The 25,828-nt window shown below is 68.0% G+C and carries 22 protein-coding genes and 1 pseudogene; 13 read left to right on the top strand and 10 right to left on the bottom strand.

The annotated features are described in order from the left end of the window. Nucleotides 1–123: 123 nt before the first annotated feature. Nucleotides 124–1,458: a glycoside hydrolase family 18 protein gene (locus tag ACWDO5_RS04770; protein ID WP_450528385.1), complete on the bottom strand. Its 1,335-nt coding sequence runs from the start codon at nt 1,456–1,458 to the stop codon at nt 124–126. A 185-nt stretch (nt 1,459–1,643) separates the two neighbouring features. Between ACWDO5_RS04770 and ACWDO5_RS04765 the strand changes: the two genes are divergently transcribed. From ACWDO5_RS04765 to ACWDO5_RS04755, 3 genes are all read left to right on the top strand, one after another. Further along, nucleotides 1,644–2,396, top strand: a complete 753-nt coding sequence (locus ACWDO5_RS04765; protein ID WP_450528383.1) for a GntR family transcriptional regulator — start codon at nt 1,644–1,646, stop codon at nt 2,394–2,396. A 168-nt stretch (nt 2,397–2,564) separates the two neighbouring features. Continuing rightward, nucleotides 2,565–4,364, top strand: a complete 1,800-nt coding sequence (locus ACWDO5_RS04760) for a purine-cytosine permease family protein (RefSeq protein ID WP_450528381.1) — start codon at nt 2,565–2,567, stop codon at nt 4,362–4,364. Nucleotides 4,365–4,538: 174 nt separating this feature from the next. After that, complete coding sequence (locus ACWDO5_RS04755; RefSeq protein ID WP_450528380.1) at nt 4,539–4,718, top strand: SPOR domain-containing protein; 180 nt, start codon at nt 4,539–4,541, stop codon at nt 4,716–4,718. Between the two features lie 21 nt (nt 4,719–4,739). Here the strand turns inward: ACWDO5_RS04755 and ACWDO5_RS04750 are convergent. Continuing rightward, nucleotides 4,740–5,615: pseudogene (locus tag ACWDO5_RS04750) on the bottom strand (IS5 family transposase). Nucleotides 5,616–6,578: 963 nt separating this feature from the next. On the opposite strand from ACWDO5_RS04750, the gene ACWDO5_RS04745 reads away from it, so the two are divergent. Both ACWDO5_RS04745 and ACWDO5_RS04740 read left to right on the top strand, forming a co-directional pair. Beyond that, complete coding sequence (locus tag ACWDO5_RS04745) at nt 6,579–7,022, top strand: VOC family protein (RefSeq protein WP_450528379.1); 444 nt, start codon at nt 6,579–6,581, stop codon at nt 7,020–7,022. 146 nt (nt 7,023–7,168) lie between these two features. Further along, nucleotides 7,169–7,528: a UBP-type zinc finger domain-containing protein gene (locus ACWDO5_RS04740; RefSeq protein ID WP_450528377.1), complete on the top strand. Its 360-nt coding sequence runs from the start codon at nt 7,169–7,171 to the stop codon at nt 7,526–7,528. A gap of 27 nt (nt 7,529–7,555) precedes the next feature. Here ACWDO5_RS04740 and ACWDO5_RS04735 read toward each other — a convergent pair whose 3' ends face one another. The 6 genes from ACWDO5_RS04735 to ACWDO5_RS04710 form a co-directional block, all read right to left on the bottom strand. Then, nucleotides 7,556–8,500 (bottom strand): DUF5996 family protein, encoded by a 945-nt coding sequence (locus ACWDO5_RS04735; RefSeq protein ID WP_450528375.1) that lies wholly within the window; start codon nt 8,498–8,500, stop codon nt 7,556–7,558. Nucleotides 8,501–9,315: 815 nt separating this feature from the next. Next, complete coding sequence (locus ACWDO5_RS04730; RefSeq protein WP_450528373.1) at nt 9,316–9,675, bottom strand: hypothetical protein; 360 nt, start codon at nt 9,673–9,675, stop codon at nt 9,316–9,318. Continuing rightward, the gene (locus ACWDO5_RS04725; protein ID WP_450528371.1) at nt 9,672–10,535 is read right to left on the bottom strand and encodes a DODA-type extradiol aromatic ring-opening family dioxygenase; all 864 of its coding nucleotides are present in this window, start codon (nt 10,533–10,535) and stop codon (nt 9,672–9,674) included. Before ACWDO5_RS04725 ends, ACWDO5_RS04730 begins: the two co-directional genes overlap by 4 nt. Further along, the gene (locus tag ACWDO5_RS04720) at nt 10,528–11,379 is read right to left on the bottom strand and encodes a citryl-CoA lyase (protein WP_450528369.1); all 852 of its coding nucleotides are present in this window, start codon (nt 11,377–11,379) and stop codon (nt 10,528–10,530) included. Before ACWDO5_RS04720 ends, ACWDO5_RS04725 begins: the two co-directional genes overlap by 8 nt. Then, entirely contained in the window at nt 11,369–12,562 is a 1,194-nt protein-coding gene (locus tag ACWDO5_RS04715) for a CaiB/BaiF CoA transferase family protein (protein ID WP_450528367.1), read from the bottom strand. Before ACWDO5_RS04715 ends, ACWDO5_RS04720 begins: the two co-directional genes overlap by 11 nt. Nucleotides 12,563–12,664: 102 nt before the next feature. Beyond that, nucleotides 12,665–13,474, bottom strand: a complete 810-nt coding sequence (locus ACWDO5_RS04710) for an IclR family transcriptional regulator domain-containing protein (RefSeq protein WP_450528365.1) — start codon at nt 13,472–13,474, stop codon at nt 12,665–12,667. Nucleotides 13,475–13,876: 402 nt separating this feature from the next. Between ACWDO5_RS04710 and ACWDO5_RS04705 the strand changes: the two genes are divergently transcribed. The 8 genes from ACWDO5_RS04705 to ACWDO5_RS04670 all read left to right on the top strand — a co-directional run bounded on the left by ACWDO5_RS04705 (nt 13,877) and on the right by ACWDO5_RS04670 (nt 22,600). Next, nucleotides 13,877–15,325 carry an amidohydrolase family protein gene (locus ACWDO5_RS04705; protein WP_450528363.1) on the top strand — a complete coding sequence of 483 codons (1,449 nt, stop codon included), beginning with the start codon at nt 13,877–13,879 and terminating at the stop codon, nt 15,323–15,325. A gap of 112 nt (nt 15,326–15,437) precedes the next feature. Next, nucleotides 15,438–16,811, top strand: a complete 1,374-nt coding sequence (locus tag ACWDO5_RS04700; protein ID WP_450528361.1) for an amidohydrolase family protein — start codon at nt 15,438–15,440, stop codon at nt 16,809–16,811. Between the two features lie 105 nt (nt 16,812–16,916). After that, the gene (locus ACWDO5_RS04695) at nt 16,917–17,615 is read left to right on the top strand and encodes an SDR family NAD(P)-dependent oxidoreductase (protein ID WP_450528359.1); all 699 of its coding nucleotides are present in this window, start codon (nt 16,917–16,919) and stop codon (nt 17,613–17,615) included. A gap of 316 nt (nt 17,616–17,931) precedes the next feature. Then, nucleotides 17,932–18,444 (top strand): SDR family oxidoreductase, encoded by a 513-nt coding sequence (locus tag ACWDO5_RS04690; protein WP_450528357.1) that lies wholly within the window; start codon nt 17,932–17,934, stop codon nt 18,442–18,444. Next, nucleotides 18,431–18,817 (top strand): hypothetical protein, encoded by a 387-nt coding sequence (locus ACWDO5_RS04685; protein WP_450528355.1) that lies wholly within the window; start codon nt 18,431–18,433, stop codon nt 18,815–18,817. The genes ACWDO5_RS04690 and ACWDO5_RS04685 overlap by 14 nt, the downstream gene beginning before the upstream one ends. Nucleotides 18,818–18,954: 137 nt before the next feature. Continuing rightward, nucleotides 18,955–19,377: a (deoxy)nucleoside triphosphate pyrophosphohydrolase gene (locus ACWDO5_RS04680; protein ID WP_450528354.1), complete on the top strand. Its 423-nt coding sequence runs from the start codon at nt 18,955–18,957 to the stop codon at nt 19,375–19,377. Between the two features lie 124 nt (nt 19,378–19,501). Continuing rightward, nucleotides 19,502–19,918 (top strand): ATP-binding protein, encoded by a 417-nt coding sequence (locus ACWDO5_RS04675; protein ID WP_450528353.1) that lies wholly within the window; start codon nt 19,502–19,504, stop codon nt 19,916–19,918. Between the two features lie 147 nt (nt 19,919–20,065). Next, nucleotides 20,066–22,600 carry a SpoIIE family protein phosphatase gene (locus ACWDO5_RS04670; RefSeq protein WP_450528351.1) on the top strand — a complete coding sequence of 845 codons (2,535 nt, stop codon included), beginning with the start codon at nt 20,066–20,068 and terminating at the stop codon, nt 22,598–22,600. 513 nt (nt 22,601–23,113) lie between these two features. Here the strand turns inward: ACWDO5_RS04670 and ACWDO5_RS04665 are convergent. Both ACWDO5_RS04665 and ACWDO5_RS04660 read right to left on the bottom strand, forming a co-directional pair. Next, on the bottom strand, nt 23,114–23,890 hold the full coding sequence (locus ACWDO5_RS04665; RefSeq protein WP_450528350.1) for a succinate dehydrogenase/fumarate reductase iron-sulfur subunit: 777 nt from the start codon (nt 23,888–23,890) through the stop codon (nt 23,114–23,116). After that, nucleotides 23,890–25,827 (bottom strand): fumarate reductase/succinate dehydrogenase flavoprotein subunit, encoded by a 1,938-nt coding sequence (locus tag ACWDO5_RS04660; protein ID WP_450528348.1) that lies wholly within the window; start codon nt 25,825–25,827, stop codon nt 23,890–23,892. The genes ACWDO5_RS04665 and ACWDO5_RS04660 overlap by 1 nt, the downstream gene beginning before the upstream one ends. Nucleotide 25,828: the final 1 nt, after the last annotated feature.

Genomic DNA, 25,828 nt, shown 5'->3' with positions numbered 1-25,828 from the left:
CCCACACTTCGTCGGGGGGGCCCCCCCCCCCATGGCGATGCCTCTCCCCAGGCCCTTCGGGCCTGGGGAGACCCCATGCATCTGACGCCGCGGGCTGATCCTCGAAGATCGCCCGGACAGAACCTAGCGGCGCGAAAGCCCGCGGTCGACGGCGGTCATCAACTCGCCGTCCGCGGTGTCCCCGTCCAGGGACCAGAACATCGCGCCGCCGAGACCCCGTTCACGGATGTACGAGGTCTTGGCGCGCAGCACCTGCGGATCGTCGTACGTCCACAGGGTGGTGCCGTCGAAGAGCCAGGCGTGGCCGCCGCGCTGGTCCCGGTGGAGTGTGTACGTCCCCGAGTCCGCCAGCTTCTTGAGGGCCTCGTAGTCCTCGTAACCGGCCGCCCAGGTCGCGGGCGCCGGCGCTGTCGCCGGCCGGCCAAGGCCGTCGCCGCCGCCGGTCACGCCCGTCCAGCCCTGTCCGTAGAAGGGCATACCCATCACCAGCTTGCGGGCGGGCGCGCCGCGGCGCTGCCAGTCGCGGACGGTCTGGTCGACGCTGAAGTCGCCGCGTGCGTACAGCGCGGACTGCTGGGCGGTGGTCTTCTCGCCCGAGACATGGAAGTCGTAACCCTGGAGGTTGACGAAGTCGAGGTCGCGCATGATCTTGCGGACCTCGAAGCCCGCGTCGATCTTGGCGGGGGCGGTCGGGACGAAGGCGGTCAGCTCGTAGTGCTTGCGCCCCTTCTTCCCGAGCGCGTTGAGCTGCGTCCTGAACTCCCGTACCAGCGCGGTGAAGTTCTGCTTGTCCTCGGGCCGGTACACCGTGTCCGAGTCGCCCGCCGAGCCCGGCCACTCCCAGTCGAGGTCGACGCCGTCGAAGAGCCCGGCCGCCGCGCCCGCGCCGCCGCGGGCTCCGTCGACGGGCAGATTGCCCTTGATGTAGAGGTCGATGCAGGAGGAGACGAACGCCTTGCGGGACTCGGGGGTGCGGGCCGCGTCGGAGAAGTGGGTGGACCAGCTCCAGCCGCCCAGGGAGATCAGTACCTTGAGGCCGGGGTGTTTGGCCTTGAGCTCGCGCAGCTGGTTGAAGTTGCCCGCGAGCGGCTGCTCGACTGTGTCGGCCACACCGTCCACCGAGTCGGCGGCGTCCAGCGGGCGGGCGTAGTCGGCCCAGGCGTCCGCCTCGCCGGGGACGCTGCCGGTGAAGCACTTGCCGTCGGAACTCACGTTCCCGAAGGCGTAGTTGATATGGGTGAGCTTGGCCGCCTGGCCGCTGGTGTCCATGTCCTTGACCTGGAAGTCCCGGCCGTAGACGCCCCACTGGGTGAAGTATCCGACGCGCTTGTACGAGGGCTTTGTGTACTTGTCGTGTCCGGGAGTGGCGGTGGCGGCGGGTGCGAGGGTGGCGAGGAGGGAGAGGGAGCAGGCGGCAACGGCCGCCCTGGCAAGGGATCTTCGGCAGTTTCGACGCATGGCCAGCAACGTATTGGTCTGGACCATTACGGGTCAATGGGCGGGCCTGGATTGGTGGCCGTACCTGCGGTAAGTGCCTGCTTAAACACAAGTCATCACTTCGAGTGAAACCCTGGCCCACGCTTGCGGTCAACAACCCACGGTTGCCAGTCTGTTGCTGTCTGTCAATCTGTTGGGAGTGGCCAGTGACATTCGGTGAGCAGCCCGCCTATCTGCGCGTTGCGAGCGATCTCCGACAGCAGATCGTCAACGGCTCGCTGCCGCCGCACACCCGTCTTCCCTCGCAGGCACGCATTCGCGAGGAGTACGGAGTCTCGGACACCGTCGCCCTGGAGGCCCGCAAGGTACTGATGGCGGAGGGCCTTGTCGAGGGCCGCTCGGGCTCGGGCACGTATGTCCGCGAGCGGCCGGTCCCGCGCCGGATCGCCCGCTCCGGCTACCGGCCGCCGGCGGGCGCCAATCCCTTTCGTCAGGAGCAGGCCGAGGAGGGGGCCCGGGGCACCTGGGAGTCGAGCAGCGAGCAGGAGGGGGCGAGCCCGGAAATCGCGGCCCGGCTCGGCATCCAGCTCGGCGACCGGGTGATGCGTACGCGCTATGTGTTCCGCGACGCGGGCGAGACGATGATGCTCTCCACATCCTGGGAGCCGATCGAAGTCACCGGGCGCACCCCCGTGATGCTGCCGGAGGAGGGCCCGCTCGGCGGCTGCGGTGTCGTCGAGCGGATGGCGGCCATCGACGTCGTTGTGGACAATGTCGCGGAGGAGGTCGGCGCCAGGCCGGGGCTTGCGGAGGAGCTTTTGGCACTCGGCGGCGTACCGGGCCATGTGGTGATGGTCGTTGAGCGGACCTACTACGCATCGGGGCGCCCGGTCGAGACGGCGGACGTCGTGGTCCCGGCGGACCGCTACCGGATCGCATACCACCTGCCGGTGAAGTGACCGGTACGCGAACAGGGCGTTCGGGCTCCGTGATCACGAGTTAACGCCCTCTCGTGTCCTGTAACGCCCGGGCAACCACCCGCTGCGACGCGCTGTCATGTCCGGCTCCTACCTTCCCGTCCGTACGTGCCGCCCCCGCACACGGATCGATGAACGGGAAGTCACTCGATGACGGAAATCGCCACATCTGTCACCACGACGCCGGCCAATGCCCCGGACGAAGAGCGGCAGTCGCCACCACCCAAGCGAAGCTACGCAAAGCTCGCGGCGGACGAGAGCCGAGAGGACTACTCGCTGCGCTATGCGCCGCACTCATTCCGGCGCTGGTCGCCCTCGATGGTCGCGGGCACCGCGCTCGGCGGCATCGCCTATCTCGCGGACTTCGCCATCGGTGCGTCGATCGTCTTCACCTACGGCTTCAGCAGCGGGCTCGCCTCGATCCTCACCGCCGCGGTGATCATTTTTCTCACGGGGATACCGATCGCCCGGGCCTGCGCCAAGTACGGCCTGGACATGGATTTGGTCACCCGCGGCGCCGGCTTCGGCTACTTCGGCTCGACGCTCACTTCCCTCATCTACGCCTCGTTCACCTTCATCTTCTTCGCGCTCGAAGGCTCGATCATGGCGCAGGCCATGCACCAGGCCGTCGGACTGCCCGTCGAGATCGGCTATCTGATCACCACGCTGATCGTCATCCCGATCGTCTTCAAGGGGATGGGCGCGCTGGCGAAGGTGCAGGCTTGGACGCAGCCGGTCTGGATTATCGGCATGGTGCTGCCCTTCGTGGTGCTTGCCTTCGAAGCCCCTGATGCCTGGGGCGCGTTCGGTTCCTTCGGCGGTACGGAAGGGGCAGGCGCGGGCTTCTCGTGGATCGGCTTCGGTCTGGGCACGGGTATCGCGCTCTCCCTCATTGCCCAGATCGGCGAACAGGCCGACTATCTGCGCTTCATGCCTGCCAAGACGGAGGCGAACAAGCGCCGCTGGAACCTCGCCGTGCTCGCCGCGGGACCGGGCTGGGTCATCATCGGCGCGGCCAAGCAACTCGGCGGCGCGTTCCTCGCCTTCGTCGCGCTGGAGGCCGTCGGCAAGACACACGCCCTGGAGCCGATCGCCCCGCAGATCGAGGCGCTCAAGCCCTGGCTCGGCTCGGTCGCCCTGCCCGCCGCCGCGCTGTTCGTGATCGTCTCGCAGATCAAAATCAATGTGACCAACGCCTACAGCGGTTCGCTGTCCTGGTCGAACTTCTTCTCCCGCATCACCCACAAGCACCCGGGCCGGGTCTGGTACATCTTCCTCAACCTCGCCATCGCGCTGACGCTGATGGAGATGAACATGTTCGCGGTCCTGGGCAAGCTGCTGGGCTTCTACTCGAACGTGGGCATCGCCTGGATCGCGGCGGTCGCCGCCGATCTGGTCATCAACAAGCGGATTGGGCTCAGTCCCAAGTACATCGAGTTCAAGCGGGCCTATCTGTACGCCGTGAACCCCGCCGGCTTCGGTGCGATGGTGATCGCGTCCACGGTCTCGATCCTCGCCTTCTTCGGCCTCTTCGGCCGGTACGCGGAAGCCTTCTCGACCTTCATCGCGGCCGGACTGGCTCTGGTGCTGTGCCCGTTGATCGCCTGGGCGACGAAGGGCAAGTACTACCTGGCCAGGCCGAACCCTGTATGGGGGTACCCCCAGGCCGCAGGCTCTGGGGGAGGCCCGGACGTCGAGATCGAGGACATTACCGCGACCCATGAGTGCGCGGTCTGCGAGACGGCGTACGAGCTCCCGGACATCGCGGACTGCCCGGTCCAGTCGGGCCCGATCTGCTCGCTGTGCTGCTCGCTCGACTCCGAGTGCGGGGACATCTGCCGAAAGGACCTGGCGGCGGGTCCGGTGCTGATGCCGGTGCCGACGATGCCGAAGGCTGTGGCGAACGCCGGGCCGGCGGTCGTACCGGAGGTGCCGTCGCCCGGCGTGTAGGAGCGGCCGGAACCAGCCACGAGGGGCGCATCCAGACGGGTGCGTCCCTCTTTCCTGTCTCTTTGTGTAAACCCGTATCCGCTGAGTAAAGGTCAGGCGTAGGCTCCGGCATATGCGTAGTGCGGTTTCCTGGCGATCGTTACAGACCTGCAGGCCGGCCGAGGGAGGGGCGCGATGAATGACAGTGGCGCTGTGCTTCCCTGGCTCGTCATACGACAGGACAACAACGGCAACCGCTATCGCGTTGGCAGGTACGCCACCAGGGACGAGGCGCAGCAGATCGCGGACACGCTCGACGGCCGCGGACACGAGCAGCTGTACTGGGTCGAGCGCATCGGGCAGACGACGCGCTAGGGTCTGTTGCGAAAGTCCTGGTCATAGCCACTCGTTGATGGCGGCGACCAGCACGGTGGCTTCGTAGCAGACGGCCAGCTTGTCGTAGCGAGTCGCGACGGCCCGGTGCCTTTTCAGCCGGTTGATGCCGCACTCCACGGCGTGCCGATCGCGGTAGTCGATCTTGTCGAACTTCGGGGGTCGGCCCCCTCGACTGCCGCGTTTCTTACGGTTGCGGACCTGGTCGGCCTTCTCCGGGATGGTGCAGCGGATGCCGCGTCTGCGCAGGTAGGCACGGTTCGCGCGGGAGCCGTAGGCCTTATCGGCCCGGACCTTGTCCGGCCGGGTGCGCGGTCGGCCCGGGCCGGTGCGGGGCACCCGGATGGCCTCCAGGACCGGCTGGAACTGCGGGCTGTCGTGCCAGTGCCTTGCGGTGACGATCAGCGAGAGCGGTTTCTGCCCCTGCTCGACCGCCAGGTGCAGCTTGGTGGTCAGCCCTCCGCGTGAGCGTCCGAGGCCGTGGTCGTCCGGCTCGGTGTCGACGCCGCCGGGAGGCTCCTTCTGCAGCGCCCCTTTTTACGTGCCCCCGCGGCGTGCTGATGGGCCCGGGCGATGGTGGAGTCCACACTGACGTCCCACGTGATGAGGCCCTTGGCGTCGGCCTCGGCCTGCAACTGCTCGAAGATCCGCTTCCAGGTGCCGTCGCGCTGCCAACCCCGGAACAGGTCGTAGGCCCGGCCCCACGGCCCGTACCGTTCCGGAATGTCCCGCCACGGCGCGCCTTGCCCTGGTCCGCCACCGTATGCCGTCGATCAACTGCCGCCGCGTCCACGTCGGCGGCCGGCCCGACTTCTTGCCCACCGGCAACAACGGCTCAAGCCGAGCCCATTGGCCGCTCGTCAGATCTCCACGCCCCACAGAACTTGATCATCCACGACCTTGATCGACTTTCGCAACAGACCCTAGAACCGAACAGAGAGCCGTCGACCGGGGCATGCCGCCGTCGGCGCTGTGTACGTGATCTTGTACCTCGTTCTGCAGATGAACCAGTACGCGGACAAGGCAGAGCCTGCCATCCCGATCAGCGGGGGAACAGCCGTTTCCTACGCCGGATATCCGGCGGCCCGCCGCGCGGCAGACCGCGCGGGCCCGGCCTTGCGTGTGCCGGCGGTGGGCCTGCGGTCGTACGTGCAGCGGACGGCGCGTTACTTCTGGGCGCGGTCGCGGAGCCGGGCGAGGATCCCGTTGGCGGGCTCCGTCTCTTCGGTTCTGCGGCGTTTCGTGAAAGTTTTGGGCGAGGGCGTCGATAACCGAAATTATGACTCCGTGTACTGGGCGGATGTGCGCGGCTCGATGCCGGACTCGGGCGGCGAATCGTCGGCCCGCAGCAACTCCAGCTGTGCCGACTGCTGCGCGGCTCCACCACGCACTGGCTCACTCCCAGCCGGGCACTCGAGACCGACCTGCCCACATCAGACCTCGATCGCTATGCCTACCACCTCAACCGCACGTCAGCAGGCGGTGCGCATTGCGGCACAGCACAGCTGGCAGTGGACCCGAGATCTGGCCGGCGAAGCGGCAGAACGGTGGAATACCCGCCTTCCGCTCCAGCTGCACCAGGAAATCGGCACGTTCCTGAACTGCGGCTGAGCGCACCCGCTGGGGGCGGCACGAGTAAATCGGCGTCCCCAGCGGCTCAGCGAGGGCCTGTCCGGTGGATCATGGCCGGGGCCCGGATGCCGCGCCGGCGACCCACCTCTACGCTCGGTGTATGCCCGACTACGCATCGCCGGAAAGTCCGCGCGCGACGAGCGGATGCCGCGCGCGGCTCCATTCCCTCGCACGCGCCGCCGCACGACCGCTCCGGGGCTGGAGCGGCGCATGAACCGGGACGATCTTCCCGCGCCGGCCGAGGGCCTGATGCTCACGCACTTCCTCACTGTCAGCGATGTTCCGCGCTCGCGGGCGTTCTACGCCGACGTGCTGGGGGGAACGGTGGTTCTGGATGAGAATCCCTGCATCCTCAAGGTCGCCAACAGCTGGATCATCATGAACCCTGGCGGCGGGCCCACCGACGACAAGCCCGACGTCGTGCTGCGCACCCCGGACGACCCCCACACCGTCTCCAGCTTCCTGAATGTCCGGGTGGCCGACATTCATGACTTCTACGCCACGGCCACCGCCAAAGGGGCCGAGTTCCTCACCCCGCCCATCGACCGTCGTGCCGAGTTGCGCTGCTATATGCGCGATCCCGACGGCTACCTCATCGAGGTGGGCCAGGCCACCGGCCTGCTCGAAGGCGTCCTGGCCCGCACCGACGTCTGACCGGGGCGTCGCCCAGGCGCCCGGACGTGCTGCGGGCAGCGGGCCCGTATGACCCGGCCGGTTACGATGCAGGGAAGCAGGCGGACGGCCTCAGCACACCAAACCGCGAGGTCAGCTGCCCACGCCTCATCAGGGAGGCATGCCGTATGGCACCTGACAGGATCCCGGGCATCGACCCGACGTCGGCTCCCAGCGGAGCGGGCTGCATGGACTGCCTGGCGGGCGACGGACCAGGCTGGTGGTTTCATCTGCGCCGCTGTGCCGCGTGCGGACACATCGGATGCTGCGACTCCTCACCGTCGCAACACAGCACCACGCACGCCCGCGAGGCGGGGCACCCGTTCCTCACCAGCTTCGAGCCGGGCGAGAGCTGGTTCTGGAACATCGAGACCGACCAGTACTACGACGGGCCGCAGTTGCGCCCGCCCGTCGCCCACCCCTCCGACCAGCCGACGCCGGGCCCCCGGGGCAAGGTCCCCGCGGACTGGGAGCAGCAGCTGCACTGAGCTCCTGGCCTTCGGCCGGAGGTGGGTTCAGCCTTGCCGGGCTGCCGGCTGCGGGTCCGTCACCCCGCCGGGGCAGGCAAGCCGTTCGATGTCCCATCCGGCGCGCCCGGCGCCGGCCCGGTACGCGCTTTCGTAGAAGGCGAGGACGGCGGCACGGGCATCGCTTCGGGCACGGGCATCGTCGTACCGCAGCACGGCCAAGTGGCTGCCGTCCCGCGCGGCCCAGCGTGCCGCCGTGGGCACGAGCGGCTCCTCGGCCAGATGCGCGGGCTCCGGAGCGGTGTAGGAGTAGAACGCGGGCTCGGCGAAGGTGTCGTCCCCGAACCAGAAACCGAAGCTGATCACCTCCCGGGAGTACGCCTCCCGGGTCACCGGGTCGACCTGCGGCGGCTGGTCGACGCGCCGCTCGGAGAACCGGCTGTGGGCGATGTCGAAGGTGTGCCAGAAGTGGTGCACCGGGCTGGCCTTCCCCGAGAAGCCCGCCGCGAACTCCTCCAGCACCGACGCCACCTGGCTGAGGACCTGCCAGTAGCGGTTGGCGTGCCGGGGATCATAGGTCGCGTGCTCGGTGTCCTCGGCGAACGGCCGGGCGGCGTCGGGCAGGTCGAACGGCCTGGGGATGTCGAGCCGCACCCGGACGCCCAGCGCGGCCAGCGAGTCCAGGAGCGTGTCGTGGAAGGACGCCACCGACTGGCCGACGAGCGGGGTGGACATCGCCCGGCCGTCCAGGGTCGCGACGACCAGCTGATGCCCGACGAAGTCGAAGTCGACGGTGAAGATCGGGTTGCCGTCGACCTGTCCCATCGGACGGGTGGTGATGCCGCGTCCGGTGAGGTGGAACGGAACGTTCCACCAGTGATTGCGCCGGGCGCTCGCGGAGAGGCGGATCTTCCCGACGACCTGCGCGAATCGGTGCAGCGTTTCCTTGGTGTCACGCCACTCGGCGAGCGGAAGCGGCGGGAACAACTCCATAGTCAGCACCTTCCCCTTCCCGCCCGGCGCTCCTGACGGCCGGACGGGGCCTGGATGACCATGATGACGACGCAGGACAGGCACGGCACTTCGTCGAACCCGGGAGGCGGATCGGTGGTCGTGGACTCCGGCGGCAGCGGCGCGGAGATCTGGGTCTACCGCGGGCCTTCCACCGCCCGGCACCACCGGCTGCGGCCGATGAGCCTCGCGCCGTGGCGCGATCAGCGCCACGGGGGCCGGTGCGGAGAGCCACCTCCAGGACTGGGCAAACCGGTACGCGTACTCCTGGCAGAGCATGCGCGGTGGCGGGCCGGTCGATATGGAGCAATTCCTGCGGCGACTGGCCCGCCTTGAGGCCGCACTGACCGACGCAGCGTGTAGTTGCAGGGCATGGCCGTGGGTGAAGGAGCGCAGGAAGGTGCCCAGTGTGGACTGGGCGCGGATACCGGTGAAGCAGGTCGGCATGGCAACGTGCCGCAGCCGGCTGGTGTCGTCGATGCTGTCCGCCACGGCGCACACTGCCGCCATTAGCGACATCACTTTCGCCGCCGGGTTTGCCCCGCCGCAGTTGTCCGCCCGGTCGACGCGTATCGCCGCAGCGGCCAGTTCCAGCAGCCGCCCACGCGGCAGGGCACATCACCTGGACCTCGTGTCCGCCACCAGATTCGAATCGTCGAACACGGCGGAGACCGCCGAACGGATGTTCTCTCGATCTGTGGACTTGGCATCGTGGGAAGTCCCATCATCCGAGTTCAAAGAGCATCCGCTCCCTCATGTTCAGGCTCTGGACCGGCTATTGACCCGTGGATCAAGGCTTAGGTGGCGATGTCGGGATAGGGCATGGTCATGTGGGCCAGCCGCCGGGCGTACTCGGTCTGGAATCCCATGGGCTCGTAGTCACGCTCGAACATGCCGATGAACAGAGTGAGTGTGAGGAACGGGTGCGCGCCGAGCTCGAACAGGGTCGGATAGTCGTGCGTGGCCAGCGCCTCACGTTCGACCTCGTCGAACGTGAGCCAGGTGGAGTACTCGGCATCGATGCAGTTGAGGATGCGGTTGGCGTACGTTACCTCCCAGTGGGCGACGGTCTCCCGGGGATTGTCGCGGTAACGCTCGATCAGTTCCGGGTCCCGGTCCACGGTGAACAGGAACTTGTTCAGCAGGTACTTGCTCACGACCGGGCTCCGTTCGGGTACCAGGTGAAGTACGCCTCCATGGTGTGGAACAGGTCGAAGGTGTCGACGTAGTCGGCCTTGTGGCCCTCGCCCGCAACGCCCATCATCAGCATGAAGTCCATGAAGCCGTGGGTGGCGTTGCCAGGCAGGTGGAGGCTGTCCAGGGTGACCTCGGCCAGGCAGCCTTCGATGTCTCCGGAGGAGATCCACTCGACGGCTTTCCGGTCGAACTCCGGGTCAGGGCCAGTGGGCCCGAACTGGCGGGGCCCGCCGAGTTCCAACGACAGGTGCCCGGTGCCGATGACCGCGACCCGCTGGTTGGCGGGCCAGGACTCGATGAGCTCCCGGATGGCCCGCCCCAGCTGCACGAAGCGTTTGGGCTGAGGCAGGGGCGGGGCGAAGATATTGGTGTAGATCGGTACGATCGGCAGATCATTCTGCGGTCGCAGGGTGATGATCGGGCAGGTGATCGAGTGATCGATCCGCAGCTCGTTGGAGAACGCCAGATCGAATCCGGCGTCCAGGCCTCCGCGCAGTACATGGGCGGAGAGGTCTTCCTGCCCGGTGAGCAGCATCTTGGGCAGACCGAACTCACGCTCTTCGTTGTAGAAGTTGGCGTCGTAGAAGGGCGCCTTGCCGACGAGGAACTGCGGCATGTTGTCCAGCCACAGCTGATGGAAGTGGTCGGATCCCACCATGACCAGCACGTCGGGGCGCGCCTTTGTCAGTGTCTTCCTGAACGCCTCCACCTTGCGTACCCATTCGTCCGCGAACGGCGGGCGGTCCTCGCCCGTGGCGTTGCTGGCGCGGTAGTAGAAGGGGTGATGGGTGGACGCGATCACCGCGACCAGTTCAGCCATGCGAACCTCCGTTGGTTTCGACGGCGGGCGTGTACGGGTCGGGTTCGACGATCTGGTTGTTGAGGTCCACCGACAGGAAAATGTCGTTGGCGACAGGGTGGCGCAGCTCCTCGGCGAGCTGTCCGATGAGCCCGGCGGTGCGGGCGAGCAGGGCGAAGCCGCGCAACAGTTCCAGAGGCAGTCCCAGGTCTGCAAGCGCGGCCCCGCAGACGCCGGCCCCGTTGAGGGGCAGTGTCTTGCCCAGGACCTGCTGGTGGACGCGGCCGATCGCGGCGAACAGCGACAGGTGAGGACCGAACAGGTCCTCCTCGGCGGCGATCTGGAGCAGTCGCGGGGTCCGGGGATCGCCCTTCTTGTGCACGTGATGACCGAGTCCGGGGATGAATCGACCGGATGCCCGGCGGTCCCGCACGGTAGCCAGGGCGAGTGCGTCCCAGCCAGCCTCGTCGGTCGGCGGCTTCCCCTCGACCGACTCCAGGACATGGTGCAGGAAGCGGCCGCTGTCCTCAGTGACGCCCAGGAAGCGGGAACCGCCGCCGAGCAGTCCGGCCGCGAGGGCTCCTTGCACCGAGTCCGGGGCGGACAGGTAGGTCAGCCGGGTCACGATCGCGGTGGGCGTGAACCCGTGATCGGCGAGTGCCGCCAGGACGGCCTCGAAGACCCGGATCTCTCCGGCACTGGGCCGTCGCTGCGTTGCCAGCCAGAAGGCGAGTTCGCCGAAGCCGACCTCGCCCATGATGTCGTCAGGGAGGCTGTGCCCCAGCAACGTGATGGAATCTTGTGACGAGGCGCCCAGCCCCGTGGGGTACAGGGGCCTGGCTATCTTCTCCGGTTCACCGCTCATGGGAGACCTCCTGTGACTCTTCCAGCCACTTGCGTATGTCGGTGCCGTGCTCGTTCAGGGCCGGCGGCGGCAGCGTGTAGCGAACGGGGGTGTGCGAGAAGCGGATCGGATTCCGTGTGGTGGGCACGGCACGGTCCCCTTCGCCGACCTCGACGACGGGGTCGAGCCCGAAACGCTCGGCCATAGCGAACCCGCCGTCGATGGTGTTGATCGGACCGCTCGGCACTCCGGCCTCGACCAGCAGCTCGAACCACTCGAGCGCGCCGCGCTTGGTCAGCTGGGCGGCGAGCAGGGGGCGCAGCTCCTCGCGGTGCTCGGTGCGGTCGGCGTTGCGGGCGAAGCGTGGATCATCGGCGATCTCGGGGATGCCGAGGACCTCGCACAGCTTGCGGAACTGCCCGTCGTTGGCCGCTGTGACGATGAGGTTGTTGTCTGCCGTGGGCAGGGGCTCGTAGGGGAAGACGCTCGGGTGCGCATTGCCCATGCGGTAGGGCACAACCCCGCCGGCAACATAGGCCGAGCTGTGGTTGACCAGCCCGGTCAGCGCGGAGGAAAGCAGGTTCACCTCGACGTGCTGCCCCTGGCCGGTGCCATCGCGGTGCCGCAGCGCCGCGAGGATGCCGATGGTGGCGTGGTTGCCCGCCATCACGTCGAATACGGAGATGCCCGCCCGGTAGGGCGGTCCGTCCGGGGCTCCGGTCAGGCTCATCAGCCCGGAGATCGCCTGAACCATCAGGTCGTAGCCCGGCACATGCCGACCCGCCCCTGCGCCGAACCCGCTGATGGAGGCGTACACGACGCCTGGGTTCGAGCGCTTGACCGTCGCATAGTCGAGACCGTACTTCGCCATGCCACCCGGCTTGAAGTTCTCGATCAGCACGTCCGCACGACGGGCCAGTTCCTGTGCGGCGGCGACATCGCCCTCATCGCGCAGGTCCAGGACGACCGAGCGCTTCCCGCGGTTGACGCCGAGGTAGTACGTCGACGCTTCGTCCCGCACCGGGGGCACCCAGGTGCGGGTGTCGTCACCCCTGGGCCCTTCGACCTTGATGACATCGGCCCCCATGTCCGCCAGCAGCATCGTGGCGTAGGGCCCCGCCAGGATCCGCGAGAAGTCGGCCACCAGCAGACCCGACAGTGGGCCGCCGCCCGCCGGATCCTCGGCTGCAGCGCCGTCTGACATCCTCAACCCCTCCAGAATCCGTCTAGCGGACAAGTGTCCGCCGGACCGATTCTGGCAGCTTCCAAAAGGCTGTCAAGTGGTGAGGGCGGCGGACCGAGAGCGTCAGCCGGTGCGCGCAGGTGCGACATACGGGACGGACTCCAGCCGTGCGAAGTCCGCACTGATCTCGCCCGCCGCGTGCAACAGAAGAGGCAGGTGCTCCTCGACCAGGCAGGTCACGGAGGTCTCGGCGGCATGCGCGTTGATGTTGAGCGCGGCGATAACCCGGCCCGAACCGTTGCGCAGGGGGGCCGCCACCGACCGGATGCCCCGCGCCAGTTGCTCATCGGTCAAGGCCCACCCTCGCGCCCGGACCTCCCGCAGCTCGGCGTCCCGCTGGGCCCGGTCGGGCTGCCACAACGGGGTGAGGCCGGAACGGCTGGGCTCGGCCAGGATCTTGTCGACTTCCTCGGTACCCAGCGCCGCCAGCATGACTTTCCCCAGCGACGTCGGCAGAGCTGGGAACCGTGTGCCGATCTGGACCGTCAGTGCCACGATCTTCGGTACCGCAACCCTGGCGACGTAGACGATGTCCGACCCGTCGAGCTGGGCGATCGAGCACGACTCGTTGGTCCGGGCCGACAGCCTTTCCATGTGGGGGCGCGCCACGTCCCACAGCCCCATGGACCGCACATAGGCCACGCCCAGATCCAGCACCCGCGGGGTGAGCGCGAAGCCGGGCCCGTCGGAACGAACGTATCCGAGCTCTTGGAGGGTCAGCAGAATGCGGCGCACCGTGGGTCGGGCCAGGCCGGTAACGCCTGCCACCTCGGACAGGGACATCGCAGGGCGGTGCGCCTCGAACGCCGTGATCACCTCCAGCCCGCGTGCCAGTGCCTCGATGAAGTCCGGTCCAGTGCCTTGGCGTGCCATGACGTCTCCTCACAAATGCCCGGGATGAACTCAGCACCCTACCGCATTGTCCGCCAGGCGGACAGCCTTCCAACGTTTCGCCGAGCCCCACCTCCAGCGCTCCATCTTATGGGAGACGGAGAGTCATAGCTGGTCAGAGCGCTGGAGAGAGATCATCAGCAAATGCCGGAGGATCCTGTGGAAGTGATCACTGCAGTGCTCCTCGGCGTCAGCGGATCAGTAGTGACCGCACAATGGACAAGATGAGCGAAAAGCCAACTCCATCGAGTCGGAGCATGCGTATTGACACCGAAACACACTCTCCGCAAAGTGTTGCGGACGGGCGAGTGATCGTCATACGGACATGTGTCTGAAACGGCGGCGTGACGGTCGTCCCGCGTGCAACGAGGAGTGGGTACATCGATGAACGAGCGAGCCGAGTTCGAGGCCGGACGGCCTGTGGTCCTGCGCGGCGGGACTGTGCTGACGATGGCAGACCGCCGCGAGGTGCTCAGCCGCGCCGACGTCCTGGTCATCGACGACAAGATCGCCGCCATTGGCACCGATCTGCTCGTTCCTCACGGCACGGCCGTGATCGACGCGACGGACGGCATCGTGATGCCGGGCATGATCGATACCCACCGGCACATGTGGCAGACCGCCATGCGCGGGTACGGAGCGGACTGGACGCTGACGCAGTACTTCGTCTGGTACTACCTGGAGAACGGCAAGCACTTCCGCCCCGAAGACGTATACGCGGGCAACGTGCTGGGCGCCGTCGAAGCCATCGACGCCGGTGTGACGACCGTGGTCGACTGGTCCCACGGCCTGCAGACCGTTGACCACGCCGATGCCGCCGCCGATGCGCTTCAATCCGTCCCGGGCCGGTTCGTCCTGGCTTACGGCAACATCCAGCAGCCGCCCGCCGAGTGGACGGCGGCCCCCGAGTTCCGAGACTTCGTGCGGCGTCGCATCACCGGCGGAGACATGCTCGGCTTCCAGATCGCGTTCGATGTCACCGGAGACCCGGAGTTCCCCGAGAAGCCCGCATTCGACGTCGCCCGGGACCTGGGCGTGGCCGTCACCACGCATGCCGGAGTGTGGGGCGCCACCGGCGACGACGGCATCCGGCTCATGCATGAGCACGGCTACATGGCCCCTGAGACCGTGTACGTCCACGGCTCATCACTCTCCGTCGACTCCTACCACCGCATCGCTGCCACCGGCGGCTCCATCTCCGTCTCCACCGAGAGCGAGTCGAACGCCGGCCAGGGATACCCGACCACCTGGGCAGTGCGCGCCCACAACATTCCGGTGTCCCTCTCCATGGACACCAGCGTGTGGTGGAGCGGCGACCTCTTCTCCGCCATGCGCACCACACTCGGCGCCGACCGTGCACGTGAGCACCTGGAGGCGCACGCCAAGGGCGACACCGTCACCCATAGCGCCCTGAGATCCGACCAAGTCGTCGACTGGGCCACCCGGGGCGGCGCGCGTGCCCTCGGCCGTGATCACGAACTCGGCAGCCTCGAAGTCGGCAAGAAGGCAGACATCGTCCTCATCAAGAACGAGCACTCACCTGTCTCGTTCCCGCTGCTCAATCCCTACGGACACGTCGTGTTCCAGGCACAGCGCGGAGATGTCCACACCGTGCTGGTCAACGGCCGCGTGGTCAAGCACGAGCACCGTCTGGTGGGCATAGACCTCGCAGCAGCCCGCCGCGCAGCGGAGAACACCGTCGACCATCTGCGTTCCTCCATGGGCGAGGAGCAGTGGCTGAAGGGCATGAACCCCGACATCGTCGAGACATCCATCCTCGACAACCCCTACACGTACACGGACTACCGCAGTTCTTCCACTCACAGCCGCTGAGCGGCACCGAGCCAATCGCACCCAGGCCACACCAATCACTCCGGGCCCGCTCAATTGTTGGGCGGCGTAGGGGGAAGTGGCCGACCGTCCGCCAGCATCATTGGAGTTGCCCGTGGCCACCAGCAGGAAGCTGATCAAATCCGGGACGATCCTCTCGGTCGACCCCGACGTCGGAGACCTGGACCGCGGGGACATCCTCATCGAGGACGGCGTCATCGTCTCCGTCGCACCAGAGATCGAGGCTGATGACGCCGAGGTCTTCGACGCGACCGGCCTGGTGGTGATGCCCGGCCTCGTCGACACCCACCGGCACCTGTGGCAGGGGGCGCTGCGCCAGATAGCCGTGGACTGGACACTGGGTGAGTACCTACAGCGCATGCTCGGCGGCTTCGGCCCGCTGTTCACGCCGCAGGACGTGTACGCCGGCAACCTCCTCGGCAGCTACGAGTCCCTCGAGGCCGGCGTGACCACCGTCTTCGACTGGTCTCACATCATGAACACCCCCGAGCACGCCGACGCGGCAATCGAAGCACTGCAGTCAGGCGGCGTCCGGGCCGTGTTCGGTCACGGGACCCCGAACGACGACCTGGTGGCGTGGTATGTCGCCAGCACACTTCCGCACCCTGTGGACGTGCGGCGTCTGGCCAAGACGTACTTCTCCAGCACCGACCAGTTGGTCACCCTGGGACTGTCGCTGCGTGGCCCGGAGATGGCCACCGCGGACACCACCGCGGACGACATCGCCCTGGCACGCGAGCTGGGCGTGCGTGCCTCCATGCACGTGGGCGCGGGCACGCTGGGCAAGCTCCGGGGGATCACAGCGCTGCATGAGCGGGGAGTGCTCGGCGACGACCTCATCTTCGTCCACTGCTGCACCTCCTCGGACGAGGAGCTGGCGATGATCGCCGAGAGCGGCGGGGCAGTGTCCGTCTCGCCGCGGACCGAGATGGCCATGGGGCACGGCTACCCGGCCACCGGCCGCCTGCTCGCCGCGGGGATCCGCCCCTCACTGTCCATCGACGTGGTCAGCGGCGTCGGTGGAAGCCTCTTCGGCGAGATGCGCGGCGCTCTCGAGGCCGAGCGGGGGCGTCGCAACCAGCAGTTCCTGGATCGCGGGGAGGACGTGCCTCCCCTCCAGATCACGGCTCGGGACGCCATCGAGTTCGGCACCATCGAGGGCGCCCGAGCGCTCGGTCTCGACCACAAGGTCGGATCCCTGACCCCTGGGAAGCAGGCCGACTTGCTGCTGCTCCGGATGGACACCGCGGGACTGGGCCTGATCAACCACCTGCCGGCCGCCGTGCTGTTCAGCGACGTGGGCAACGTGGACTCCGTGCTCGTCGCCGGCGAGTTCCGCAAGCGCCACGGTTCCCTCGTCGACGTCGACCTTGCCGACGCTCGACGCCAGGCCGAGCGGTCGAGGGACCGGCTGTTCGCAGCCGCCGGTACCCCGGATGGCTCCACGCCAGTCACCCTGATGCACTGACCCGGAGGCCGGCGGCCGGCATCCGAAACCAGCACCCCAGAACGCCGGGCTCCGGCCGCACTGCAGCCAGGCCCCGGTCCACGATCCGTTCCCGGAGGCACCAGCATGGACTCGACGATCATCGTCGGCGGCACGTCAGGCATCGGCAAGGAGATCGCCCGTCACTTCGCGGCAGAGGGCGGCCGGGTCGTCCTGACCGGCCGCGACCCGGTGAACGCCGCGGCCGTTGCCGCAGAGATCGGCGGCAACACCACCGGGGTGGGGGTCGACCTGGCCGAACCGGAGACCATCAAGGCTGCCTTCGCGGAGGTCGCGTCGGTGGACCACCTGGTGGTGGCCGCGCTCGAGCGCGACCGGAACACCATCGCCGAGTACGACATCGCCCGCGCACGGCGGCTCGCGACCCTCAAGCTGGTCGGCTACCCCGCGGTGGTGCACACCCTGCAGTCGCGCTTCACCGCCAAGGCATCGATCGTGCTGTTCGGGGGGCTCGCCGCCCGTCGGCCGTGGCCTGGTTCGCTCACGGTCTCCAGTGTCAACGGCGGCGTCTCGGCGCTGGCCCGTGCGCTCGCTGTGGAGGTCGCTCCGGTCCGGGTCAACGCCGTGCACCCCGGGGTGATCGGCGACAGCCCCGTGGTCGTGAACGGCTGGTCCGAGGAGGCCGTCCAGACAGTCGTGGAGCGCACGCCGCTGGGCCGGATGGTCTCGATGGTTGATGTTGTCGATGCGGTCGTGTTCCTGCTGAAAAACGGCGGCGTGAACGGGGTAGACCTCAACATGGACGGCGGCTGGCTCCTCCGCTGAGCTGATCGCGTCCTCCTGCAACGACGCCATGGCAGGAGTTGGCGCGCGAAGGACGCACCGGGCGACCCGCGAAGCGCGAGTGCTTCCGGCGCGTCAGGGATACGTGGTGCGTCGGCAGCAGAGTCCCGCAGTTAGGAGACGAATAACTTCGCAGGTGCCGCTATCGAAAACAGGGGTACGCCGAGCCATATTGCCTCTAGCCGCCCTTTCGCGTAGCGGACATGACTCAAGACGAGCCAACACCCTACAGCCGATCTGTTCCGAAAAGAACTTTCGAGTCAGGCGTACACGCATCTATTCTGGGGAGTTTGCGAACATGACCGTTCTGGTGATCGGTGGAACAGGTACCGTAGGCGCGAATCTCGTCGAGAGGCTAGCTCGCTCCGGGGAGGAGGAAATCCGGGTCTTGACTCGAGACTCCGAACGCGCACGAGGTCAGCTACCCAAAGAAGTCGAACTCGCCGAAGGGAACCTGCTCGATCCATACGCCACCCGGCGCCATTTCTTCGGCGTAGACCGACTATTCCTCTCTGTTGCGGCTGGGCCAGCAGAGACACAAGAGGGTCTGACAGCAATCGAGTTGGCCCGCCGTGCTGACGTCACCAAAGTGGTGTACATGAGCACACATCACGTCGAACGAACACCTGCAATGCCGGTCGGAGGCGGGACGAAACTGCCGATCGAGAATGCCATCAAAGCCTCGGGAATGGGTTACACGATCCTACGCCCGAACAGCTTTCTTCAGAACGATAGGTGGTATTTTGCCGACCATGCTCGACCGGGGTCTTTACTGCCAACCCATCGGATTGGTCGGCATGTCACGAATTGACGTACGGGACATCGCGGACGCAGCAACGACAGCGCTTACTCAGGATGGTTTCGAAGGCCGTGCCTACTCCCTTGTAGGGCCCGATGTCCAGACCGGCCCGAGCATCGCGGCGGCGTGGTCGGCAGGCCTGGGACGGGACGTGGTCTATGTCGGTGACGATCTCGGGGAATACGAACGCAATCACAGCTTCAACCCACCGCACATACGCTTCAGCTACGGCCTCTTTTTCGAGTTCTATCAACGAAATGGGCTCATCGCGACCAAGGAGGAGCTCTCGGCACAAGAAGAGCTGATCCGGCACCCGCCGCGCACCCTAGCGGGTTATGTGGGCGAGACCGTGGCCGAGTTGGATGCCGGTCGCCTCGGCGGCTAGCCTCAATACCGGTAACTTAGGGGCAATCCGGTCGTTAGACCCTAGCCGCACGGCGCCGACCGGTCTGCTTCGGCCGGTCCGCTTCGGCCGACCCGCGCCGGGTGGGCCGCGGGCGGGCGCGAAGTACGCTCCGGCGCATGAACGAGCGTCGTGTAGTGGTGGTGGCGGGGGCCGTGTTCGAGCGGGGGCGGCTGCTTGCCGCTCGCCGCAGCGCCCCCGAAGAGCTCGCCGGCCGGTGGGAGCTGCCCGGCGGAAAGCTGGAGCCGGGGGAGAGTCCCGAGCAGGCGCTGGTGCGCGAGCTGCGCGAGGAGCTGGGCGTCGAGACGGAGCCGCTGGCGCGGATCCCCGGCGAGTGGGGGCTGCGGCCCGGCTACGTCCTCCAGGTGTGGACGGCCCGGCTGCTCTCCGGGGAGCCGCAGCCGCTCCAGGACCACGACGCGCTGCGTTGGCTGGCCCCGCACGAGACCGATGCCGTCGACTGGCTCGATCAGGACCGGCCCGCCGTGGCCGAGGCCGCGCGACTGCTGCGCGAAAGCGAGCGGGACGGCGCGCGCGACTGACGCATACGCCGTTCGTGCGACGGTGCGTCCATTGCTGCCCTCGCCGCGATACCTCGCCCTGAATATCGGGTATGTGCTGATTAACCGTCCTAAATAGGGCGTGTGTCTGCTGCCGGTCTGGGAAGTGAGCGGTGTGATCGACACCGAAGGCGAAGTCGCCGAGTGGTCCTTCCCTGCCGAGCCCGACGCCGTGCGCACCGCCCGGCACGTCGTGCGCGACACCCTGCGCGCCTGGGGACTGGACCCGGTCATAGGTGATGTCACCGTGCTCCTGGTCAGCGAGCTGGTGACCAATTCTCTACGGTATACATCGGGCCCGATCGGTGTCCGGCTGGTCAGCCCCGAGCCTGGTGAGACCGCCCCCAGGCTGCTTGTCGAAGTCTCCGATCCGCTTCCGGATCCCCCCACCGAACGCGCCGCAGAGCCCGATGACGAGGGAGGACGCGGGCTGCAACTGGTGGCTTGTACTGCCCGCCGGTGGGGCACCCGGCGCGGGAGGACCGGCAAGACCGTGTGGTTCGAGCTGCCTCTCACTGGTTAGAAGTGTGAAGGGACAACGATCACGCCCGGCCCGGCTCAAAATGAACGAGATCGTGCTGTGATCGTGAACGCCGTGTCGGTCAGGGCCGTAGTGCTGAATACTGCGGTCATGGCCGGTCCGGTGCGGTGAGCTGGAGGGGACGGTCGCGTGAGCGAAATACCTGAGACGGCGAGCGGTGTCGTATGGCAGAGCAGCCCGCCTGGCTCGATCTATGACTACATCAAGGTTGCCTCTTTCTCGATCGGCCCGGACGGGCTGGTCGACCAGTGGAGTCGGCGTGCCGTAGATCTCTTCGGTATCACTGCAGACGAGGTCAGGGGCAAGGACCCGGTCGAGGTCTTCATGCCCGCCGAGTTGCGCCCGCGCGGCCGCCGCCACGTGGCCGAGATCCTTGACGGCAAGGAGTGGACCGGCCTGGTCCCCTTCCGCATACCGAGGCAGCGCGGTGCGCACGGCGTCGCCGAGGTCTATGTGATGCCGAGCGAGACGGAGAGCGGCGACAAGGCTGCGCTCTGTATCGTCGTGGACGTCCGCGCACTGCGCCGGATCGAGACCGATCTTGCCGCTTCGCAGGCTATTTTCGGCCAATCTCCTTTCGGCTTTCTCCTGTTCGGCACGGACCTCACCGTGCAGCGCGCCAACCAGCGCTTCACCGCCGTCTTCGGGGGCGCCGCCGAAGATCACCGCGGACGCACCGTCCACGACTACCTCTCCCGCCCCGAGGCCGAGCGGATGACCGCGTCGCTGCGCCGGGTCCTGGAGACCGGCGAATCCGCCATCGACCTCCAGATCGTCGGAGCGGCGCCGGGCAGCACGGAACGCAGGCACTGGTCGATCAATCTCTACCGGGTGCACAGCGGATCCGGCCGTCCCATCGGCGTGGCCGGAATCGCCACCGATGTGACCCGCCGCCACAACGCCGCCCGCGAGGCCGCCAGCGCCCGCCGCAACCTCGCCCTCCTCAATGAGGCGAGCGCCCGCATCGGCAACTCCCTCGATCTGGAGACCACCGCCCGCGAACTCCTCGACGTCGCCGTCCCCGGCTTCTGTGACCTCGCATCGGTCGACCTCTATCAAGGCCTCCTCACTGGTGACGAGGCTCCCCCCGGCAGGGCTGACGGCAGCGCCGAGCTGCGCCGGGTCGCCTTCGCCAGCGCCGTCTCCGACGCGCCACTGGTCGCAGCCCCGGGCTGCGGCCACAACGGAAGCACCCCCACCGCGGTCGGTGAGGTCCACCGCTATCCCTTCAACTCGCCTTGCGCCGGCGCACTGCGCACCGCCCGGGTCCAGTCGATCCCGGGCGAGGAAGGCACCCTCGTCCAGTCCACGCTCGCGGTGCCGATGGTCGCGCACGACACTGTCGTCGGCCTGGTGCAGTTCTCCCGTACGAAGGGCAGCGAGCCCTTCGGGGAACGGGACCGCGCGCTCGCCGTCGAGCTCGCCGCCCGAGCCGCCGTCTGTATCGACAACGCCCGGCTCTACCGCAGGGAACACGAGCGCGCGCTGATCCTCCAACGCAGCCTGCTCCCGCCCGGAGACCCCGAGGCCGCCGGCCTGGACATCGCCTGCCGTTATCTCCCGGGCAACACGGCCACCGAAGTGGGCGGGGACTGGTTCGACGTCATCGAACTGCCGGGCCACCGCACCGCCCTGGTGGTGGGCGATGTGATGGGGCGAGGGCTGCGGGCCGCGGTCGCCATGGGTGAACTGCGCACGGCCGTAAGGACCTTGGCGCTACTGGACCTGGAGCCGGCCGAAGTGCTCTCCGCGCTCGACGAGATCGCCCGCGGCCTCGGCAGCCCAAGCGGCGCGCAGCAGGCCTCGCGCGTCGCCCACAAATCCCGCGAGGCCGACCTCTCAGAGGTCTATCTCGCCACCTGTGTCTACGCCGTCTACGACCCGGTCACTCGTCGCTGCACCTTCGCCAACGCCGGCCATCTGCCGCCTGTGCTCGTCGAACCCGGCGAGGAGGCGCTGCTGCTCGACGTGCCGCCGGGGATGCCGCTCGGGGTGGGCGGCGAGCCCTTCGAAGAGGTCGAGGTCGAACTCCCGGAAGGTGCGCTGCTCGCGCTCTACACCGACGGGCTGGTCGAATCCCGTGACCACCCCCTCGACGAGGGGCTGCGCGCGTTTCGCACCGCGCTCACCGATCCGGTACGTCCCCTCGAGGACGTCTGTGACCATGTGCTGAACACCCTCGACACCCGGCACGGCGAGGACGACATCGCGCTCCTGATGGCCCGCATCCAGGGGCTGCCTGTCGATGCCGTCGGCGACTGGCGGCTGCCGCGCGAGCCCCGCTCGGTGGGCCGGGCCCGCGAACTGGCCCGCGCCCAGCTGGTCGCCTGGGACCTCGAAGCACTCGTCGACACGGTCGAGCTGCTGGTCAGCGAGCTGGTCACCAACGCGCTGCGGTACGGCGAGGGCGAGATCCGGCTGCGCCTGCTGCGCGACCGCACCCTGGTCTGCGAGGTGTGGGACTCGGGCCTGGTCCAGCCAAGACGACGACGGGCGCGCGACACCGACGAGGGGGGCCGCGGACTGCAACTGGTCGGCCTGCTGAGCGCGGCCTGGGGCTCGCGCCGGACCCCGCTCGGCAAGACGGTCTGGTTCGAACTCGCCCTGCCCGACGGGGACTCGACGTCCGAGCCCACCGTCGAGCAGTTGCTCAGCATGTTCTGACGCCCGCAACAAGGCCGGCGGCCCGGGCCGGGCGGCGCGGCCACGACGCCTGCTCGACGAGACCCCGCCTTCAGCGCCGCCGGCCCCCCTGCGTCTCGACTTCGCGGCGGAGGAGGCCGACGGGACGGAGTCCGACAAGGCTGGGGCGGTCCCGCCGGCCCGGGCGAATCCGTCGGACTCAGCGGGCCCTGGCGGTCCCGCCGGCCCGGGCGATCCTTGCGGGCTCAGCCGGTCCGGCAGTCCCGCCGGAGCCGCTGGGGCGTGTTTTAGAAGTAGCGCCGTCCGCCCGCAGGGCGGGCCCTGCGGCCTCTGGTGCGTGCAATCGCAAGGCGGTGGGGGCACCCCCGGACGAAGTCCGGGAGAGATCGCCCTCGTACTGGGCGTACTCGGGCGACTTACGACAACACCGCGTGGGGGCACCTCCCAGCGGTAGCTGGGGAGTGCGTGCCAGGCGTCGCGGGGTGGGGGCACCTCCCAGGCGAAGCTCTGGGGGAGGGACCTCTAGAACACGCCCTAGTCCTCCGCGCCCCGCCGCCTGATCTTGTTGCCCAGCCACACCAGTGGGTCGTACTTCCGGTCCACCGCGCGCTCCTTCAGCGGGATCAGCGCATTGTCGGTGATCTTGATTCCCTCGGGGCACACCTCTGTGCAGCACTTCGTGATGTTGCAGTAGCCCAGACCGTGCTCGTCCTGGGCGGCCTTCTTGCGGTCCAGGCCCGCCTCGGCGGCCGCGTCCAGCGGGTGCATGTCCAGCTCCGCCACCCGCATCAGAAAGCGCGGACCGGCGAACGCCGCCTTGTTCTCCTCGTGGTCACGCACCACATGGCAGGTGTCCTGGCACAGGAAGCACTCGATGCACTTGCGGAACTCCTGCGAGCGGTCCACATCCATCTGCTGCATCCGGTACTCACCCGCACGCACCCCCGGCGGCGGCACGAACGAGGGCACCTCGCGCGCCTTCGTATAGTTGAAGGACACATCCGTCACCAGGTCCCGCACCACCGGGAACGCCCGCAGCGGCGTCACCGTGATCGTCTCCTCGCGCGAGAAGACCGACATCCGGGTCATGCACATCAGCCCCGGCCGGCCATTGATCTCCGCGCTGCAGGAACCGCACTTGCCCGCCTTGCAGTTCCAGCGGACCGCGAGATCGGATGCCTGGGTTGCCTGGAGGCGGTGGATGATGTCGAGGACGACCTCCCCGTCATTGACCTCGACGGCGAAGTCCTTCAGTTCCCCGCCGTCCGCATCACCGCGCCAGACCTTGAAGGTCGCTGTGTAGCTGCTCACTAGTAGAGCTCCTCTTCGGCGAGGTACTTGACCAGCTCCTCCTTCTCGAAGAGGGCGAGCAGGTCGGGACGGATGGGCTCGGTCGTCTTCCGTACGAGCGCGATCTGGCCGCGCACCGGGTCGGTGGCCGCCAAACCGCCGGTGGGGTCGATGAGCCGGCACAGCAGATTGGCCCGCCGCCACTCGCGCTCCATGGCCGGGCAGTCCTCGCGGGTGTGCCCGCCGCGGCTCTCCGTGCGCTCCAGCGCCGCCCGCGCGATGCACTCGCTGACCAGCAGCATGTTCCGCAGGTCCAGCGCGAGGTGCCAGCCGGGGTTGAACTGGCGGTGCCCCTCGACCCCGGCACGCCGCGCCCGTACCCGCAGACCCGCCAGCTTCTCCAGCGCCTGCTCCATCTCCGCCCCGCGCCGGATGATGCCGACCAGGTCGTTCATCGTCTGCTGGAGCTCCTGATGGAGGGTGTACGGATTCTCCGGCGGCTTCCCGTTCTCCTCGCCCGGCTGCGGTCCCTCGGCGCTGAACGGACGCAGCGCCTCCGCCGCGGCCGCGTCGATCTGCCCGTCCTCCACCGCCGGGCGGTCGCTGAGCCCTGCCGCGTACTCGGCCGCGTGCAGACCCGCCCGCCGGCCGAAGACCAGCAGGTCGGACAGCGAATTCCCGCCGAGCCGGTTGGAGCCGTGCATCCCGCCCGCGACCTCGCCCGCCGCGAACAGCCCGGGAACTCCGACCGCGGCCGCGGTGTCGGACTCGACGGCGATGCCGCCCATCACGTAGTGACAGGTCGGTCCTACCTCCATCGCCTCCGCCGTGATGTCGACGTCCGCCAGCTCCTTGAACTGGTGGTACATCGACGGCAGCCGACGCCGGATGACATCGGCCGGCATCCGGGTCGAGACATCCAGGAACACGCCGCCGTGCGGGGAGCCGCGGCCGGCCTTGACCTCGGAGTTGATGGCGCGGGCCACCTCGTCGCGCGGCAGCAGCTCGGGAGGACGCCGGTTGTTGTCCGGGTCCTCGTACCAGCGGTCGCCCTCCTCCTCCGACTGCGCGTACTTCTCCTTGAAGACATCGGGTACGTAGTCGAACATGAACCGCTTGCCCTCGGAGTTGCGCAGCACACCGCCGTCGCCGCGCACCGATTCGGTGACGAGGATCCCCTTCACCGAAGGCGGCCAGACCATTCCGGTCGGATGGAACTGCACAAACTCCATGTTGAGCAGCGGTGCGCCCGCGAGCAGCGCCAGCGCGTGCCCGTCGCCGGTGTACTCCCACGAATTGGACGTCACTTTGAAGGACTTGCCGATACCGCCGGTGGCCAGCACCACGGAGGGGGCCTCCAGCACGAAGAAGCGCCCGGACTCCCGCTCGTAGCAGAAGGTCCCGGACACGCTCTCCCCATCTTTGAGGACCCGGGTGACCGTGCACTCCTGGAAGACCTTCAACCGGGCTTCGTAGTCCCCGAACTCGGCCTTGTCCTCCTGCTGGAGCGAGACGATCTTCTGCTGGAGGGTACGGATCAGCTCCAGGCCGGTGCGGTCGCCGACGTGCGCGAGCCGCGGGTACTCGTGCCCGCCGAAGTTGCGCTGGGAGATCTTCCCGTCGGCCGTGCGGTCGAAGAGTGCGCCCCAGGTCTCCAGCTCCCAGACCCGGTCGGGCGCCTCACGCGCGTGCAGTTCCGCCATCCGCCACTGGTTGAGGAACTTCCCGCCGCGCATGGTGTCGCGGAAATGCACTTGCCAGCCGTCCCCGCGGTTCACATTGCCCATGGAGGCGGCGATGCCGCCCTCGGCCATCACGGTGTGGGCCTTGCCGAAGAGGGACTTGCAGATGACCGCCGTACGGGCGCCCCGCTCGCGCGCCTCAATGGCCGCCCGCAGGCCCGCGCCGCCCGCGCCCACCACCACGACGTCCCACTGCTGTCGTTCGAGTTGCGTCATG

It is taken from the genome of Streptomyces sp. NPDC000880 (assembly GCF_053599675.1).
This window is presented reverse-complemented; position numbering and strand designations above follow the sequence as displayed.

Coding starts and splice junctions, on each gene's coding strand:
- ACWDO5_RS04770 (WP_450528385.1), bottom strand. CDS start 1,458: ATGCGTCGAAACTGCCGAAGATCCCTTGCCAGGGCGGCCGTTGCCGCC.
- ACWDO5_RS04760 (WP_450528381.1), top strand. CDS start 2,565: ATGACGGAAATCGCCACATCTGTCACCACGACGCCGGCCAATGCCCCG.
- ACWDO5_RS04755 (WP_450528380.1), top strand. CDS start 4,539: ATGAATGACAGTGGCGCTGTGCTTCCCTGGCTCGTCATACGACAGGAC.
- ACWDO5_RS04745 (WP_450528379.1), top strand. CDS start 6,579: ATGAACCGGGACGATCTTCCCGCGCCGGCCGAGGGCCTGATGCTCACG.
- ACWDO5_RS04740 (WP_450528377.1), top strand. CDS start 7,169: ATGGCACCTGACAGGATCCCGGGCATCGACCCGACGTCGGCTCCCAGC.
- ACWDO5_RS04735 (WP_450528375.1), bottom strand. CDS start 8,500: ATGGAGTTGTTCCCGCCGCTTCCGCTCGCCGAGTGGCGTGACACCAAG.
- ACWDO5_RS04725 (WP_450528371.1), bottom strand. CDS start 10,535: ATGGCTGAACTGGTCGCGGTGATCGCGTCCACCCATCACCCCTTCTAC.
- ACWDO5_RS04720 (WP_450528369.1), bottom strand. CDS start 11,379: ATGAGCGGTGAACCGGAGAAGATAGCCAGGCCCCTGTACCCCACGGGG.
- ACWDO5_RS04715 (WP_450528367.1), bottom strand. CDS start 12,562: ATGTCAGACGGCGCTGCAGCCGAGGATCCGGCGGGCGGCGGCCCACTG.
- ACWDO5_RS04710 (WP_450528365.1), bottom strand. CDS start 13,474: ATGGCACGCCAAGGCACTGGACCGGACTTCATCGAGGCACTGGCACGC.
- ACWDO5_RS04705 (WP_450528363.1), top strand. CDS start 13,877: ATGAACGAGCGAGCCGAGTTCGAGGCCGGACGGCCTGTGGTCCTGCGC.
- ACWDO5_RS04695 (WP_450528359.1), top strand. CDS start 16,917: ATGGACTCGACGATCATCGTCGGCGGCACGTCAGGCATCGGCAAGGAG.
- ACWDO5_RS04690 (WP_450528357.1), top strand. CDS start 17,932: ATGACCGTTCTGGTGATCGGTGGAACAGGTACCGTAGGCGCGAATCTC.
- ACWDO5_RS04685 (WP_450528355.1), top strand. CDS start 18,431: ATGTCACGAATTGACGTACGGGACATCGCGGACGCAGCAACGACAGCG.
- ACWDO5_RS04680 (WP_450528354.1), top strand. CDS start 18,955: ATGAACGAGCGTCGTGTAGTGGTGGTGGCGGGGGCCGTGTTCGAGCGG.
- ACWDO5_RS04660 (WP_450528348.1), bottom strand. CDS start 25,827: ATGACGCAACTCGAACGACAGCAGTGGGACGTCGTGGTGGTGGGCGCG.